Source organism: Arthrobacter sp. UKPF54-2 (genome assembly GCF_007858535.1).
Lineage (GTDB): Bacteria > Actinomycetota > Actinomycetes > Actinomycetales > Micrococcaceae > Arthrobacter.
Genome location: NZ_CP040174.1, coordinates 2,465,871 through 2,481,338 on the forward strand (window position 1 = coordinate 2,465,871; position 15,468 = coordinate 2,481,338).

Annotated in this window: 13 protein-coding genes; 9 read left to right on the forward strand and 4 right to left on the reverse strand. The window is 71.6% G+C overall.

Annotation, left to right across the window (positions count from 1 at the left end):
• Both E7Y32_RS11345 and E7Y32_RS11350 read left to right on the forward strand, forming a co-directional pair.
• On the forward strand, positions 1-1,014 hold the full coding sequence (locus tag E7Y32_RS11345; RefSeq protein WP_146337205.1) for an exonuclease domain-containing protein: 1,014 nt from the start codon (positions 1-3) through the stop codon (positions 1,012-1,014).
• 62 nt (positions 1,015-1,076) lie between these two features.
• Positions 1,077-1,658, forward strand: a complete 582-nt coding sequence (locus E7Y32_RS11350) for a DUF4395 domain-containing protein (protein WP_146337206.1) — start codon at positions 1,077-1,079, stop codon at positions 1,656-1,658.
• Here E7Y32_RS11350 and E7Y32_RS11355 read toward each other — a convergent pair.
• Complete coding sequence (locus E7Y32_RS11355; protein WP_146337207.1) at positions 1,645-2,787, reverse strand: ADP-ribosylglycohydrolase family protein; 1,143 nt, start codon at positions 2,785-2,787, stop codon at positions 1,645-1,647. The genes E7Y32_RS11350 and E7Y32_RS11355 overlap by 14 nt on opposite strands.
• Positions 2,788-2,912: 125 nt before the next feature.
• On the opposite strand from E7Y32_RS11355, the gene E7Y32_RS11360 reads away from it, so the two are divergent.
• The 6 genes from E7Y32_RS11360 (at position 2,913) to E7Y32_RS11385 (ending at position 10,456) form a co-directional block, all read left to right on the forward strand.
• Positions 2,913-3,269 (forward strand): YidH family protein, encoded by a 357-nt coding sequence (locus E7Y32_RS11360; RefSeq protein WP_146337208.1) that lies wholly within the window; start codon positions 2,913-2,915, stop codon positions 3,267-3,269.
• Positions 3,266-3,616, forward strand: coding sequence for a DUF202 domain-containing protein (locus E7Y32_RS11365; RefSeq protein ID WP_146337209.1), 351 nt, complete (start codon positions 3,266-3,268; stop codon positions 3,614-3,616). The genes E7Y32_RS11360 and E7Y32_RS11365 overlap by 4 nt, the downstream gene beginning before the upstream one ends.
• A 78-nt stretch (positions 3,617-3,694) precedes the next feature.
• On the forward strand, positions 3,695-4,660 hold the full coding sequence (locus tag E7Y32_RS11370) for an MIP/aquaporin family protein (RefSeq protein WP_146337210.1): 966 nt from the start codon (positions 3,695-3,697) through the stop codon (positions 4,658-4,660).
• 65 nt (positions 4,661-4,725) lie between these two features.
• Positions 4,726-5,931 (forward strand): exonuclease SbcCD subunit D, encoded by a 1,206-nt coding sequence (locus E7Y32_RS11375; RefSeq protein ID WP_146337211.1) that lies wholly within the window; start codon positions 4,726-4,728, stop codon positions 5,929-5,931.
• Positions 5,928-9,008: an AAA family ATPase gene (locus E7Y32_RS11380; protein ID WP_146337212.1), complete on the forward strand. Its 3,081-nt coding sequence runs from the start codon at positions 5,928-5,930 to the stop codon at positions 9,006-9,008. The genes E7Y32_RS11375 and E7Y32_RS11380 overlap by 4 nt, the downstream gene beginning before the upstream one ends.
• 89 nt (positions 9,009-9,097) lie before the next feature.
• Positions 9,098-10,456, forward strand: a complete 1,359-nt coding sequence (locus E7Y32_RS11385) for an MFS transporter (RefSeq protein ID WP_146337213.1) — start codon at positions 9,098-9,100, stop codon at positions 10,454-10,456.
• 67 nt (positions 10,457-10,523) lie between these two features.
• On the opposite strand, the gene hpaE is transcribed toward E7Y32_RS11385, so the two are convergent.
• Positions 10,524-12,023 (reverse strand): 5-carboxymethyl-2-hydroxymuconate semialdehyde dehydrogenase, encoded by a 1,500-nt coding sequence (hpaE, locus tag E7Y32_RS11390; protein ID WP_146337214.1) that lies wholly within the window; start codon positions 12,021-12,023, stop codon positions 10,524-10,526.
• Positions 12,024-12,117: 94 nt separating this feature from the next.
• Positions 12,118-12,834 (reverse strand): IclR family transcriptional regulator, encoded by a 717-nt coding sequence (locus E7Y32_RS11395; RefSeq protein WP_146337215.1) that lies wholly within the window; start codon positions 12,832-12,834, stop codon positions 12,118-12,120.
• A 354-nt stretch (positions 12,835-13,188) separates the two neighbouring features.
• On the opposite strand from E7Y32_RS11395, the gene E7Y32_RS11400 reads away from it, so the two are divergent.
• Positions 13,189-14,523 carry an MFS transporter gene (locus E7Y32_RS11400; RefSeq protein WP_146337216.1) on the forward strand — a complete coding sequence of 445 codons (1,335 nt, stop codon included), beginning with the start codon at positions 13,189-13,191 and terminating at the stop codon, positions 14,521-14,523.
• A gap of 114 nt (positions 14,524-14,637) precedes the next feature.
• On the opposite strand, the gene E7Y32_RS11405 is transcribed toward E7Y32_RS11400, so the two are convergent.
• Positions 14,638-15,465, reverse strand: a complete 828-nt coding sequence (locus tag E7Y32_RS11405; RefSeq protein WP_146337217.1) for an alpha/beta fold hydrolase — start codon at positions 15,463-15,465, stop codon at positions 14,638-14,640.
• Between the last annotated feature and the right edge of the window lie 3 nt (positions 15,466-15,468).

Here is a 15,468-nt window from a genome sequence, read left to right on the forward strand (position 1 = left end):
GTGGGTTTGGACTTTACGGCGATCGACTTCGAGACCGCGAACGGCTTCCGCGGCTCGCCGTGCGCCGTGGGCCTGAGCAAGGTGCGCGGCGGCGTCGTCGTGGAGGAAGCCTCCTGGCTGATGCGACCGCCCGCCAACCACGATGCCTTTGACCACCACAACGTCCGGATCCACGGGATCCGGCCCGAGCAGGTGGCCGGCCTGCCCCGCTTCGGTGAGCTCTTCCCGGAGATCGGCGCGTTCATCGGCGATGACGTGCTGGCCGCCCACAACGCCGCGTTCGACCTGGGCGTGATCCGGTCCGGCCTGGAGGTGTCCGGGCTGCCCGGCCCCGCCTATGACTACGTCTGCACCGTGATGCTGTCCCGGCGCTGCTACTCGCTGGTGTCCAACTCACTGCCCTACGCCGCCGCGGAGGCCGGGGTCCCGCTGCTGAACCACCACGACGCCGCCGAGGATGCGCGCGCCTGCGCCGGCATCCTGATCGACATCGCCGCCCGCAACGGCGCCGCCAGCATCGCCGAGCTCTACCTCTCGCTGGGGCTGGCCTTGTCCCGCCAGCCGGCCTTTGACCCGCGCTGCGACCCGCTCTCCAAGGCCACCCGGTCGGCGCTTGGGGCGCTGGCCGCCGGCCAGGGACCGCTCGCGGCCGCCCGCCCGTTCCGGCCGGGCTGGCCGGAGGAGGGGGAGAACCCGGAACCCAATGCCGAGGCCGAACCGGGCCATCCGCTGTTCGGGCAGACCGTGGTGTTCACCGGGGAACTGGCGATTCCGAGACCTGAGGCAAAGCTGCGTTCGGCCGAGCTCGGCGCCCGGCCCGAGAGCCGCGTCACCGCCCGCACCACGGTCCTGGTGGTGGGGGACGGTTTTGTCGCGGCGGACCTGCGCTCGGGCCGGCTGACCGGCAAGGCGCGCCGGGTGCTTGAACTGCATGAACGCGGCCAGCGGATCGAGGTGGTCTCCGAGGGGGAGTTCCTGCAGATGGTGGGCGGCCACGTGGCCGCGGCCAGCTGAGCCGGGGTCACACGGCGCAACAATCATTTCGTCCCGGCCCGGGCCGCTTCTAGCCTTGACTGATGAGCAAACTGATCTCGGCACAGGCCCGCACCGCGGAAAACGGCGCCGCACCGGCCCGCGCCGCACAGGCGCCCGCCGCCGGCCCGCTGGGCGGAGTGGACTGGGGCAAGGTGTTTGCCTTCCCGAATCCGGTGAACGAGTACTCTGCGCGGATCACCGCGGCCCTCGTGGTGCTGCTCTCCCTCGCGACGCTCCTGACCGGTTTCGGCTGGGGGCTGGCGGTGATCGCGGCGGGCTTCTGGCTGCGTGTGCTGTTCGGCCCGCGGATCTCGCCCTTCGGCATCCTCTCGGTCAAGGTCCTGACGCCGTGGCTGGGCAAAAAGCGCCTGGTCCCCGGGCCGCCGAAGCGCTTTGCCCAGGGCATCGGCGCGGCGCTGTCCACCACGGCCGCCGTCCTCCTTGCCGCCGGCATCTCCCCGGCCGCCTGGATCCTGCTCGCGGCCCTGATCGTGGCCGCGTCCCTGGAGGCCTTCGCCGGGTTCTGCCTCGGCTGCGCGATCTTCGGGATGCTGCAGCGCCGCGGACTCATCCCCGAGGATGTCTGCGAAGCCTGCAACAACATTTCGCTTAGGCGCCCGTAACCGCCGCCAGCCGCGCGGCCATGCCGCGGATCACCTCGGGCGCCTCAAGGGCCGTCAGCCAGTCCGCCGGCAGGCACTCCTCGCCGTAGTACGCGCCCAGGATGTTGCCCGCGATCGAGGCGGTGGAATCGCTGTCACCGCTGTGGTTCACGGCCACCGCGATCGCCGCCCGGAAGTGCTCCTCCGGCCCGGCGGCAGCCGCCGTCTCCGTTCCCGGGGCGGTGGCCAGCACCGCGTAAAGGCCGACGGCGAGGGCCTCCTCGGCCACCCAGCCCTCGCCCAGTTCCCGGACGAGCTCCTCGGCGCCCAGTAGCCCGCCGTCGCCGGTTGTGCCAGCGGCAAGGCGGAGGGACGCCTCCAGCCGCTCCAGCAGCGCCGGATCGGGTTCCTCGCCCCGGGGCAGCCGGCCGGCCTGCAGCCGGGACAGCGCGGCGCCGGCTGCCTCGTGCAGGGCGGCGCCGTTGGCCAGGGAATGGATCAGCAGGCTGAACGCGCCGGCGCTCTGCCGGGCGGAGGGGTGCCCGTGGGTCAACGATGCGGCGTCCGCGCTGAGTTTGTAGACGGCGTCGGCGGCGATGTGGGGAATCAGCCCGAACGGCGCCGAACGCATCACCGTGCCGCAGCCCTTGGACTCCGGGTTGACCGGCCGGAACACGGTTCCCATCTCGCCGGTGGCGAGGCCGCTGAGGCAGGCGTTGCCCGGCGCGCGGCGGTGCCGGAGCACCTCGTGGCCGTCGATCCAGCGCGGCGGCTGGAACGGCGCGGAGTCGGGAATCGGCACACCCTGGCTGCCGAGCCAGCGCAGGTAGGCGAGCCAGAGGCAGGCATTGGTGTCCGCCGCCACGCCCGAGTTGGCCCACTCGAGCGCCTCCAGCAGGCCGTCCACCGTATACAGCGTCATCTGCGTGTCGTCAGAGAAGTGACTGCCGCCGTCCAGCGCCGCGAAGTCGCGCAGCCCCTCGGGCCCGAAAGCGGCGCGGATCGCGTCGATCGTGTCGAATTCCACGGCGTAGCCCAGGGAATCGCCCAGCGCGCCGCCCAGCAGGCAGCCGTGGATGCGGGATTCGTGGGAGGGGGCGGGGGCCGCCGCGGGGGTCTCGGCGGCGGGGCTGCCGGGCTCAATACTCATGCCCTCAAATTTACCCCGGGGGACCGTCCGGTCCTCAATGCCCCGTCCGGTCCCGGTAGGGTGCTGTTGGTGTGGCGGACCAAGGCGCCAGCCGCAGGGACTGCGGACTCAACGAGGGGAGAGGGATGCGCGAACCAGCGTGGCGGAAGGCCGGCAGCACGCCTGACTACAGGTTTTCGCTGGCCAATGAGCGGACCTTCCTGGCCTGGATCAGGACCTCGCTGGCGCTGATCGCCGGGGCGCTCGCCATTGACCAGCTTGCCCCGAACATCGCGCCGGGTCCCGTTCGGATCATCATCTGCGTTGTGCTGGCGCTGATCGGGGCGGGGCTGGCGGCGCTTTCCTACCGGCGCTGGGGGCTGATGGAGGCGGCTATGCGGAACAACCGGGAGCTGCCGTTCTCCGGTGTCCTGTTGGTGATGACGGTGGGGGTGGCCGCCGCGGCGTTCATCCTGGCCGGCCTGATCCTGCTGGCCCGGTGAACCCTCCGGCGCACGTCCCGGCGCACCGCGATCCCGGGCTCCAGCCGGAGCGCACCTCCCTGGCCTGGCGGCGCACCCTGCTGGCGCTCGTCGTCGTGGACCTCCTGGTCTGGCGGAGCTGGGTGCGCGCCGGAACTGTCCCGCCGCCCTCCGGGGTCGACCTTACGGGGCTGAGCGCCCTCACGGCGATGGCCGCCACCGCCGTGCTGGCCGGCGTTGTGTTCGTCCGGGGCCGGGAGCTGCGCCGGGGCTCTGCGGCACCCCCGGCGCTCCTGATGCGGTACGCTGCCGCCGCTGTCATCGCGCTGGCCGGGAGCACGGTCGCCGCGCTGGCGCTGGGCCGCTAAGCTCGGACCCAGCCAACGTCCAGACTCCGCTGGCAGACTGCTGGCGGCCCCAGACCCCAAGCGAAGGATTCCGAGAACATGACCATGCCTGTGCCAGCCTCCGGGCCCGACGGCGCGCAGCCGTTCACCGTCCTCGACGACCGGCAGCCCGGCCTCCCCGCCCGGCTCGCCGCCGAGGCGCTCGGGACCCTGTTCGTCGTGGCCGTGGGCCTGGGCGTGCCGCTGTTCGCCGTACCGCAGTACAACCCGATGTCCGCGTCGTTGGCGGCCGGCCTGGCCCTCACCGCGGCCATGCTTGCTTTCGGTTACCTCTCCGGCGGCCACTACAACCCCGCCGTGACGCTGGGGAACCTGATCGCGGGGCGGATCCGGCCGGTCGAGGCCGCCGCCTACCTCGGGGCGCAGTTGGCAGGGGCCCTGCTGGGCGCGCTGACGCTGTTTGGCATCCTGCGCACCGTCCCAAAGCTCAACGGAACCCGCGCGGCCTTCGACACCGTGGCGGCCGGCTTTGACGCACGCTCGGTCATCCAGGCCCCGATGCCCGGCGTGCTGCTGGTCGAGGTTCTCGGCGCCGCGCTGCTTGTGGCGGTCTACCTTGGCACCACCGCGGGGCGCAACCCGGCCAGGGCTGCCGCGCCGTTCGCCGTCGGCCTGAGCATGGCCGTGCTGCTGCAGCTGGGCCAGAGCATCGGGAACGCCCCGTTCAACCCGGCCCGCGCGACGGCGTCCGCGCTGTTCAGCAGCCCCGACGCCCTGGGCCAGCTCTGGCTCTTCTGGGTGGCGCCGCTAGTCGGTGCCGCGGTGGCCGGCCTCGTGTTCCGTGGTTTTGCCCACACCTCCGCGCCGGCAGCTGCCGGTGTTGCGGCACCGGACGAGCGCGGCGCTGTCGCCGACGGCGACGACGTCGGTGACCTTGACGACCCGGCTGACCTTGGGAATCGCGGCGACACGGCGCCTGCCGCCCCGGCCCGAACGCACACTCCGGCCCCGGCGAAGGCCCCGGCCGACGAGGCCCGCGACTTCTTCGACAGGCCCACCCCGTAACGTGCGCCACCTCCGGCGCCGGGCCGCTGCGCAGTAGTGTCGGTGGCAGCCGCTAGCGTAGTGGCATGCGGTTATTGCACACCTCGGACTGGCATTTGGGCCGGTCATTCCACGGCGTCGGGATGCTTGACGCCCAGCGCGCCTTCGTCGACCAGCTCGTCGGCGTCGTCCGCGAACAATCGGTCGACGTCGTCCTGATTGCGGGCGACGTCTACGACCGTGCGCTGCCCGGCGTCGACGTCGTCGGCCTGCTCGACGACGCGCTGGTGCGGCTGAGCGGAGCCGGGGCGAAGGTGGTGCTGACCAGCGGGAACCACGACTCGGCCATCCGGCTCGGCTTTGCGTCCCGGCTGCTCGAACGCGGGGGAGTGCACCTGCGCACCCGGCTCGCCGAACTGGACACGCCGCTGCTCCTGCCACTGGCTGAGGACGCAGGCTCCAATGACGCCGGGTCCAATGACGCAGGCTCCGGGCCCGTGCTCGCCATCTACGGCATCCCCTGGCTGGAGCCGCGGCTGGTCGCCGCGCAGCTGGGCGTCGAGACCGCCAGCCACTTTGAGGTCACCCGCGCCGCCACCGGGCTGATCCGCGCCGATCTCGCGGCCCGGGCCCAGACCCGGACCGTGCATTCCGTGGTGCTGGCCCACACCTTCGCCAGCGGCGGCATCAGCTCGGACAGCGAACGTGACCTCAGCATCGGCGGGGTCGGCGCCGTGCCGCTGGATCTCTTCGACGGCTTCAGTTACACCGCCCTGGGCCACCTGCACGGCCGGCAGACGCTCTCGCCCACGGTCCGCTACTCCGGCTCGCCGCTGGCCTACTCGTTCTCGGAGGCGCAGCACCAGAAGGGCGGTTGGCTGATCGACGTCGACGCCACCGGCGTCACCGCTGTCACCGAGGTGCTCTGGGAAGCCCCGCGCCAGCTCGCCGTGCTGCGCGGCACCCTGGCGGAGCTGCTCGCCGCCGAGGAGTTCGGCTGGGCCGAGGGCGCCTACTGCCAGGTCACACTGACCGACGCGCAGCGCCCGGCCCAGGCGATGGAACAGCTGCGCGCGCGGTTCCCCGACACCCTCGTCCTGGGCTTCGACCCCCAAGGGGGCGAGGCCACCGCCAAGACCAGCTACAGCAGCAGGCTGGCCCAGGCCGGCGACGACCTCTCGATTTGCTGCGGCTTTCTGGAGCACGTCCGGGGCCGGAGCGCCGACGACGCCGAAACGGCCGTCCTGGCCGAAGCGCTCGAAGCCGTCCGACTGGAAGGGGTGTCCCGGTGAGGATCCACCGTCTGGAAATTTCCGCGTTCGGCCCCTTCGCCGGCACCGAGGTCATCGACTTTGACCGGCTCTCGGCGCACGGGCTGTTCCTGCTCAACGGCGCCACCGGGGCCGGGAAAACGAGCGTCCTGGACGCCATCTGCTTCGCCCTCTACGGCTCGGTCCCCGGCGCTCGGCAGGAGGGCAAGCGGCTGCGCAGCGACCATGCCGACGCCGCCGCCGAGCCGCGCGTGACCTGCGAGTTCTCCGCCAAGGGCCGCCACTTCGAAGTTTCGCGGACGCCGGCCTGGAACAAGCCCAGCGCCCGGGGCAAGAACGGGTTCACCGAGCAGAAGGCCAACACCCTGCTGCGCGAGCGGGTGGACGGCACATGGCTGGATAAGTCCGGCCGCAACGACGAGGCGGGGGCGGAGATCACCGCCCTGCTGGGCATGGACCGGGACCAGTTCACCAGGGTGGTGATGCTGCCGCAGGGGGACTTCGCGGCCTTCCTGCGCTCCAAGGCCTCCGACCGGCTGGACCTGCTCCAGAGCCTCTTCGGCACCGAGCGCTTCGAGTCGGTGGAACAGGAACTGGCGCGGCGGGCGGCGGCGGCCCGCGCCGAAGTGGAGAGCCTCAACAACCAGCTGATGCTCCTGCTGGCCCAGGCGGAGACCGAAACGGCGGGCCTCGGCCTCGCGCTGGACGGGGCCCCGGGCCGGGACGACGCCGACGGCCTGCTGGCCTGGCTCGGGGAAGCTGCCGCTGCTGCGGCCGGCGAACGGCAGGCCGCGGCGGCCGACGCCGAACGGCGCGGCGTCGAACTCGCCGCCCGGCTCGAGGGCATGGCGGCGCGCGCCGAGCGGCAGGCCAAACTCGCTGCGGCCCTACAGCGCCGGGCCGACGCTGACGCGGCAGCCCCCGGGCTGCGTGAGGCGGCGGAACGGCTGCAACGGCACCGGAAGGCCGAGGTCCTCGGAGGCCAGCTGCAGGCAGTGGACAGCGCCGAAGCGGCAGAGGAGGGCGCCGAGCTGGCCGCCGCCGCTGCGGCCTCGGAGCTGCGGGCCGCGGCCCTCACCGACCCGGAACTGGCGCCGCTGCAGGGTGCCGTGCCGGAGGTGCCTCCGGGCGACGGCGGGCCGGCCGCCGCTCCGCTCTTCGAGGGCACCGTGCTGCGGAGCGAACTTGGCCGGCTGCGCTCCCTCCGCGCCGTCCTGGAGGAACGGCTGCCGGACGAGGACCGGCTGGCAGCACTGACCACCCGCGGCGCCGAACTGCAGCTCAGCCTGGACCGGCTGCACACGGCACACCGCTCCGGCGCCGCGGCCCTGGACACCCTGCGGGCCGAATCCGCGGCCCTCGTGGCGGCCCTGGGGCCGCTGGAGGAACTGGCCGCGGAAGTCCAGCTGCGGACCAAGGAAGCCGCGGCTGCGGACGAGCTGGTCGCCATCGTGGGCCGCCACGCCGAGGCCGCGGCAAACTGCGCCGGAATCACCGAGCGGCACCGGCTGGCCCGTGACACGTACCAGGACCGCCGGCAGCACTGGCTGGACCTCCGGGAGGAGCGGCTCGCCAACGCCGCGGCGGAACTCGCCGCCCAGCTGCTGCCGGACGAGCCGTGTCCGGTCTGCGGCAGCGCCGAGCACCCGGCACCGGCGCCGGCCGCGGCCTCCGCCCTGGCCATCGCCGAAGCCGAGCAGACCGCGCAGGAGGACGCGGACGCGGCCGAGGCGGTGCTGGCGGCGCTCGAACACGAACTCGGCGATGCCCAGCAGAGCCTGGCCGTGCTGGCCGCGCAGGGCGGTGACACCGCGCCCGGCGTAGCCCGCAGCGACGCCGCCCTGGCCCGGGACCGTGCGGCCGAAGCCACCCGCGCCGCGGCGGAACTCGCCGCCACCCGGGCGCGGCGGGACGAGCTGGACGACGAGATCACGGCCGCGGAGCATGGCCAGACGGAGGCCGCCGCCGGGCTCGCCCAGACCGAAGCCACGCTCAGCGGGGTCCGCGCTCAGGCCGACGAACTTGAGGCGGCACTCGCGGGCCTGCGCTCCGGGCACCCGAGTCTTGGGACGCGCCTGAGCGCGGTCCGCGGCGCCACGGCCCTGCTTGAGCGCGCCGACGCCGCCGCGGGCAGCCTCGAACAGGCCCGGGCGCGGACCGCGGAGGCCCGCGCGCAGCTGGAGCAGGCCCTCCCGGCCGCCGGCTTTGAGTCCGCCGCCGCCGCGCGTTCGGTGCTGCTCCCGGCCCCCGACGCCGCCGGCCTGGAAGCCGCCATTCGCGCCGGGCAGGACGAGGCCGCCCGGCTCGAGGAACTCTTTGCCGGGGAGGAACTCTCCCTGGCCGCCCGCGAACAGGCGGCGGACGGCCCCGTGGACCCGGCCGTTCTCGCCGCGCTCCGCCAGGACACCGCCGCGGCGGCGCGCACCACGCGGGAGTCCGTGCTGGCGGCCGGGCTGGCCGGGAACTCGGTGCGGGCGCTCGGCCGGATTGCCGCCGACTACGCGGAACAAGCCGCTGCCGGCCGGGAGCCCCGGGAACGCGCTGCGCTGTGGACCGCCGTCGCCGAAGCCGCCCGCGGCGGCGGCGACAACACCTACCGCATGAGCCTGAACAGCTACGTCCTGGCCGCCCGGCTCGAACAGGTGGCGGCCGCGGCCTCGGACCGGCTGATCGGCATGAGCGACGGCCGGTACACCCTGCAGCACACCGACGCGCTGGCGGCCCGCCGGCAGAAGTCCGGACTCGGCCTGGAAGTCGTGGACCAGTGGACCGGCCAGCGCCGGGACACCGCCACGCTCTCCGGCGGGGAGTCCTTTATGGCCTCGCTGGCGTTGGCCCTGGGCCTCGCGGACGTGGTGCAGATGGAATCCGGCGGGGTGGACATCGAGACGCTCTTTGTCGACGAGGGCTTCGGCAGCCTGGACGAGCAGTCCCTGGAGCAGGTGATGGACGCCCTGGAGGGGCTCCGCGACGGCGGCCGGGTGGTGGGCCTGGTGAGCCACGTAGCGGAGATGAAACAGCGGATCACCACCCAGCTGCAGGTGGTCAAGGGCCGGAACGGGTCCACGCTGCATATCTCGGACGATGCCCCGGTCTGAGGGGCGCCGGCTCGGGTATAATTGGATGGTTACCGGGTCGCGCGCATCGGGAGGAGGGACGATGCGCACCATCGAACGAACCCGGATAAATGATCCTCTCCACGTCTTCCCAGGCGCCTGCCTCTGCGGCGCCCGCCTCCACTGAGGCAGAATCCACCGGCGCATCACTGGCCCCCCGCGGCGGCCGCTTTGCCCGTCTTCCCCTGCTGGCCGGCCGGAGCTTCATCCCGCTGGGTCTTTTCGCCCGCCTTCCGCTGGCCATGCTCACCGTCGGCGCCCTGACCCTCGTGACCGCTGTTACCGGCTCCTATGCCGTGGGCGGCGCCGCGGCCGGCGCCGTCGGCATCGGGTCGGCACTCGGCGCCCCCACGCTGGGGGCCCTGGCGGACCGGCTGGGCCAGCGCCCGGTCCTCCTTGTTTCGGCCGTCTTCAACACCCTGGCCGTCACCGCCCTGATCCTCGCCGTGTACCTCGTTCCGGCCGGCGGGGACCTGGCAGCCGCAGTGCCGGTGCTCGCCGCCGCCTTTGTGGCCGGCGCCAGCTGCCCGCAGGTCGGCCCGCTGGCCCGGGTCCGCTGGATGGCCCTGAGCTCCAGCCGCGGCGGGTCCGGACACGACCTGGACACCGCCCTGTCCTACGAGAGCACCGCGGACGAGTTGACCTTCGTGCTGGGGCCGGCCCTGGTGGGCATCCTGGCCAGCCTCATCAGCCCCTGGCTGCCGCTCGCCCTCGCCGCCGCGCTGACCCTGACCCTGGTCCCCGCCTTCGCCGTGCACCCGACGCACCGCGCCGTCCCGCGCACCCCTGCGCGGAGCCGGACGGCGTCGGCCGCTGAGCGGAAGCGGCGGACGGAACTGACGGCCGGGCAGCGTGCGGCCGGCTTCGCCGCCGTCGCGCTCCCGGTGCTGGCCATGGTCTGCATGGGAACGTTCTTCGGCGCGACGCAGACGTCCCTGAGTTCCTTCGCGGCCAGCTTCGCGACCGCGGAACTGGCCGGGCTGCTGTACGCGGTGATGGGGCTGAGCTCGGCCGCCGCGGCCCTGTCCGTGGCCTACTGGCCGCGGCGGTTCGGCGTCCACGCCCGCTGGCTTGCCTGCGCCGCCCTGATGGCCGGCCTCGCGGCCCTGCTGCTCCTGCCCTCGACGGCGCCGCCGATGATCCTGGTCCTCCTGGTCCTGGGCGTGCCGGTGGGCCCGCTGATGGTCACCGTGTTCGCTATCGGAGGCCTGGTGGCCCCGGCAGACAAACTCGGCACGGTGATGACGGCGCTGGCCAGCGGCATCGTCGCCGGCACCGCGTTGGGCTCGTCCGTGGCGGGCCGGCTCGCCCAGGACTTCGGCTATTCGGCCGCGTTCCTGGTGCCGGTCTGCGCCGCGGCGGCGCTGTTCCTGCTCGGTGCCGGTGCCGCCGTCGTCCTCCGGCGAGGCACGGCGGCGGCCCGCGCCTGACGCGGAGGCCCAGCAGGGCCACATAGAAGGCGCAGCGGACCATGGCAGGCGCCGGGACCGAGGGGTTTCAGGTCGCGGCGCCGAACTTCGGGGTGTGGACGGCGCCCAGGGTGATGTGAACGGCCTGCTGGTCGGTGTAGAAGTCGATGGACCGGTAGCCGCCCTCGTGGCCGAGGCCCGAGGCCTTGACCCCGCCGAACGGGGTGCGCAGGTCCCGGACGTTGTGGCTGTTGAGCCACACCATGCCCGCCTCGAGGTTCTGCGAGAAGGTGTGCGCCCGCGTCAGGTTGTTCGTCCAGACGTAGCCGGCCAGGCCGTAGCGGGTGTTGTTCGCGAGCGCGAGGGCTTCGTCGTCGGTGTCGAAGGGGGTGATGGCGACGACGGGGCCGAAGATCTCCTCCTGGAAGATCCGGGCGTCCGGGGCGACGTCGGCAAAGACCGTGGGGGCGATGTAGTTGCCGGTGGGCAGGGACTCCGGGCGGCCCCCACCGGCCAGCAGCCGGCCCTCGGACTTGCCGATCTCCACGTAGCGGGAGACCTTCTCGTAGTGCTCCGGGTGGACCAGGGCTCCGACCTCGGTCTTCGGATCATGCGGATCGCCGACGACGATGTTCTTCGCCCGGGCGGCGTACTTCTCACAGAACTCCTCGTACACGGCGCGTTCCACCAGGATCCGGGAGCCGGCGGTGCAGCGTTCGCCGTTGAGCGAGAACACGCCGAACAGGGTCGAGTCGATCGCGGCGTCGAGGTCGGCGTCGGCGAAGATGATCGCCGGGCTCTTGCCGCCAAGTTCCATCGAGAGGCCCTTGAGGTTCTCCGCGGCGTTGCGGAAGATCGTCTTGCCCGTGGTGGTTTCACCGGTGAAGGAGATCAGCGGCACGTCTGGGTGCTTGACCAGGGCGTCCCCGGCCTCCTCGCCCAGGCCGTTGACCAGGTTGAAGACACCGTCGGGCAGGCCGGCGTCCTTGAAGATCTTCGCCCAGAGCGAGGCGGAGAGCGGGGTGAATTCGGCAGGCTTGAGGACCACGGTGTTGCCGGTGGCCAGCGCCGGGGCGAGCTTCCAGGATTCGAGCATAAAGGGCGTGTTCCACGGGGTGATGAGGCCGGCGACGCCGATCGGCTTGCGGTTGACGTAGTTGATCTGGGCGCCGGGGACCTTCATGGCGTCGTCGAACTGGGCCACGATCAGGTCGGCGAAGAAGCGGAAGTTCTCGGCCGCGCGCAGCGCCTGGCCCTTGGCCTGGGTGATCGGCAGGCCGGTGTCGAAGGTTTCGAGCTGCGCGAGGCGGCTCTCCTGGGCCTCGACCGCGTCGGCGATCCTGTTCAGGACGCGGGCGCGTTCGCGCGGTTTCATCCGCGGCCACGGGCCCTCGGTAAAGGCCTTGCGCGCGGCGGCGACGGCGAGGTCGATGTCCTCTTTCTGGCCGGCGGCGGCGGTGGCGTAGGTCTCGTTGGAGACCGGGTCCAGGACGTCGAAGGTCTTGCCGCTGACGGAGTCGACGAATTCGCCGTTGATGTAGTGCCGGATCCGGGCGGGGAGGTCGTCCGGGATGTAGTGCTCGGCCATGGGGATCAATCCTTTGCTTCCGTGGTGAAGTGCTCGGGCGGGGCTTACTTTGCTTGTCAGGGCCTCGGCGGCCGGGGACGGTCCCGGCTCGGCGTCAGCCCAGCTGGGCCTCGATGCGCGCGGCACTCGCGGCCAGGGCGGCCGCAACCTCCGCGGGATCCTGCGCGTCTCGGATGTAGACCACCGCCAGGGCAGCCGGCCGACCGCCAGGTACGCTGACCGGCACGGCCAGCGAGGAAACCCCCGGGATGACTTCGTCGTGGCTGGCCGCGTAGCCGCGGCGGCGGGCCTCGGCGGCCTCGGGGCGGTAGGGAATGCCGGGGGCGAGGCTGTGCCATTCCCGCTCCGAGAGCGCCGACTGGATGGCGATGCCCGGGGCGCCCGCGCTGACCGGGTGCCGGGATCCGGGATGCTGGACCACGGCCGCCCCCGTACGGCGGGGATCGACGGTCACGAGTGTGACGCAGTCTTCGCGGTCCCAGACGGCCACAAAGGCGCTCATGTCCAGGGCGTTGGCCAGCTGGGTGAGCTCGGGGAGGGCCGCGGTCTGCAGGTTGCGGGCCACGCCGCGGGCGAGGACAGCCAGGCCGGGGCCGGGCTGGACCCGCCCGCCGTCGTCGCGGACCAGCAGTGAGTGGTCCTCGAGGGTGCGCAGGATGCGGTAGGCGACCGAGCGGTGGACCCCCATGGCATCTGCGAGCTCGGCGATGGTGAGCGGCTCCGGCGCGTCGGCGAGAATCTCCAGCGCCCGGATGCCTCGGGAGAGCGTCTGGGACGGGGAGGTCTGGGCGCTGCCGGCGGTCAGTGTCATGGGGTCCATCCTAGGGCGGGGCGGGGGGGCGCGGGGGCGGGTGTGCCGCGGCAGTCCCGCGGGTCTCTTGTGCCGGGGCTCACAGTCCAGTAGCGTTCTATATCGGAACTGTGTGTTCGATTATAGAACACAGATTGGGGGCGCACAACGTTTCGGGGCCAGTCGTCCCGGGGTCCGGGGCATCACGATTTGGGGACAAGGCGGCTTTTTTCCCCGGACTGTGTGCCTGATCACATGTTTCATAGTAAGATCACAGATACTAACTGACCGTTCGATCAGTAATTCAAGAGGCATTCAGTTATTCTCTTCGCACCCACCCCGGGCAGCACCTCTGCCCCCAGCAACGGAGTTCCAATGACCGCAACTTCAACCGTCGATTCAGAGGCGGGCCCCAGCAGCAAGCATGAGGAACGCAAGGTCCTCGCCGGGACGCTGGTCGGTACCACGATCGAGTGGTACGACTTCTTCATCTTCGCGCAGCTGACCGCAACGCTGCTCTCCCCGCTTTTCCTGGCGCCGCTGAACGCCTCCAACCCGGGCCTGGCGCAGATCCTGTCCTTCGCGCTGATCGGCATCAGCTTCCTGTTCCGCCCGCTCGGCGCCATCATCGCCGGCCACCTCGGCGACCGCCTGGGCCGCAAGGCGATGCTGGTCTTCACCCTGGTGATGATGGGTGCCGCGACCGCCCTGATCGGCTTGCTGCCGACCTACGCCCAGATCGGCGTCTGGGCCCCCGTCCTGCTGATCCTGCTGCGCATCATCCAGGGCTTTTCCGCCGGCGGTGAATGGGGCGGCGCTGCCCTGATGGCCGTGGAGCACGCTCCGATGAGCAAGCGCGGCCTGTTCGGCGCCTACCCGCAGATCGGCGTTCCGGTGGGCATGATCCTCGCGACGGGCCTGCTGTACTTCCTCAACACGTCCATGTCCAAGGAAGATTTTGCGTCCTGGGGCTGGCGGGTGCCGTTCCTGCTCTCCATCGTGCTGATTGTGGTCGGGTACCTGATCCGCCGCGCCGTGGCCGAGAGCCCGGTCTTCAAGGAAATGCAGGAGCGCAAAGAGGAAAGCAAGGCGCCCCTGGGCGAGCTGGTCCGCAAGCACAAGAAGGCCGTCCTCTACTCGACGATGATCTTCATCGGCAACAACGCCGCCGGTTACCTGCTGATCGCCTTCTTCATCTCCTACGCCACCAAGTCGCTGAAGATGCCCACCCCGCAGATCCTGCTGGCCACCACCCTGGCATCCTTCGGCTGGCTCATCTTCACCCTGGTCGGCGGCTGGCTCTCCGACAAGATCGGCCGGGTCAAGACCTTCCTGATCGGCTACGGCATCGTCTTCGCTTGGATGATCCCGATGTTCGCCCTGATCGACACCAAGGACATCGTGCTCTACGGCGTGGCCCTTTTCGTCCTGACCATCGGCCTGGGCCTGTCCTACGGCCCGATGTCCGCCATGTACGCCGAAATGTTCCCGGCGAACGTGCGCTACTCGGGCATCTCGATCGGCTACGCGTTCGGCGCCATCCTCGGCGGCGCTTTCGCGGCCACCATCGCGGAAGCCCTGCTGCAGGGCACCAAGTGGACCGGCTCGATCGGCATCTACATCATGATCCTCTGCGTGATCTCCGCCGTCGGCGTCGTCCTGGCCAAGGAAACCAAGGGCCGCCCGCTCGGCGTCAGCCGCCACCACTAGGAGCTGCTCCCCAGGGAGGCCACCACAAACACAGAAGAGGCACGGACCGCGGTCCGTGCCTCTTCTGTGTTTGTGACTGTGGGGTTTGTGCCAGTAATTCAGAGTCCCCGCGGCTCAGGCGCCCAGGAACTCGATGGCGCCCTGCTTGAAGGCGCGGCTGGTGATGGCATTGGTGTGGTTCCGGGCCGGCAGGATGAGCTGTTCCACCAGCGCCCCTGCTTTGGCGCCCAGCGCCGCGAGCTCGGGCATGGATTCGGCCCGCTCGTCCTTCTCGCCGGCCACCAGCAGCATCGGCATCGGCGGCACGGCCTCGGCGGGGTCGAACGGCTCGTCCTTGATCGCCTCCACCAGGGACAGCAGGGCAAAAATGTTGTTGCTCGGCAGCAGCTGCGCCATCTTGAGCAGCCCGGCGGTGGACGCGTCCGCGATCGGGGTGCCGTCGGCCAGGTACCGCTGCGCCGCCACGAGGTCGAAGTCCGCCAGCGGGTCCGCCACGTTGGGTCCGCCCAGGACCAGCCGGTGCACCAGCTCGTGCTGGGTGGCGCCGAATTCCCAGGCCAGCCGGGAACCCAGCGAGTAGCCGATGACGTCCAGCCCGCTGGCCGGGTCGCCGTCGCGCAGCGGGCGGGCGCCGGCGTCGAACGCGATCTGCAGCAGGTCCGCCCGGATCCGGCTGGGGGAGTAGGAGTCGCGGTCCTCGGGGGCGCCGCTGCGGCCGTGGCCCGGCAGATCCACCGTAATGACGCGGCGTCCGGCCTCGGTCAGGGCCGTGATCCAGCCGCTGTCCTCCCAGTTGAGCTTGGAGGAGGAGGAGAAGCCGTGCAGCAGCAGCACCGGGCGCAGGCCGGCGTCGTCCTTGGGATCATGCACCCCGACGTACAACTGGGGGTCCGTGCCCTCGACGGTGTGGGAATGCCGTTCGCCGGTGTGTCTGCCGCTCATGGT

Coding starts and splice junctions, on each gene's coding strand:
- E7Y32_RS11350 (WP_146337206.1), top strand. CDS start 1,077: ATGAGCAAACTGATCTCGGCACAGGCCCGCACCGCGGAAAACGGCGCC.
- E7Y32_RS11355 (WP_146337207.1), bottom strand. CDS start 2,787: ATGAGTATTGAGCCCGGCAGCCCCGCCGCCGAGACCCCCGCGGCGGCC.
- E7Y32_RS11360 (WP_146337208.1), top strand. CDS start 2,913: ATGCGCGAACCAGCGTGGCGGAAGGCCGGCAGCACGCCTGACTACAGG.
- E7Y32_RS11370 (WP_146337210.1), top strand. CDS start 3,695: ATGACCATGCCTGTGCCAGCCTCCGGGCCCGACGGCGCGCAGCCGTTC.
- E7Y32_RS11375 (WP_146337211.1), top strand. CDS start 4,726: ATGCGGTTATTGCACACCTCGGACTGGCATTTGGGCCGGTCATTCCAC.
- E7Y32_RS11385 (WP_146337213.1), top strand. CDS start 9,098: ATGATCCTCTCCACGTCTTCCCAGGCGCCTGCCTCTGCGGCGCCCGCC.
- hpaE (WP_146337214.1), bottom strand. CDS start 12,023: ATGGCCGAGCACTACATCCCGGACGACCTCCCCGCCCGGATCCGGCAC.
- E7Y32_RS11395 (WP_146337215.1), bottom strand. CDS start 12,834: ATGACACTGACCGCCGGCAGCGCCCAGACCTCCCCGTCCCAGACGCTC.
- E7Y32_RS11400 (WP_146337216.1), top strand. CDS start 13,189: ATGACCGCAACTTCAACCGTCGATTCAGAGGCGGGCCCCAGCAGCAAG.
- E7Y32_RS11405 (WP_146337217.1), bottom strand. CDS start 15,465: ATGAGCGGCAGACACACCGGCGAACGGCATTCCCACACCGTCGAGGGC.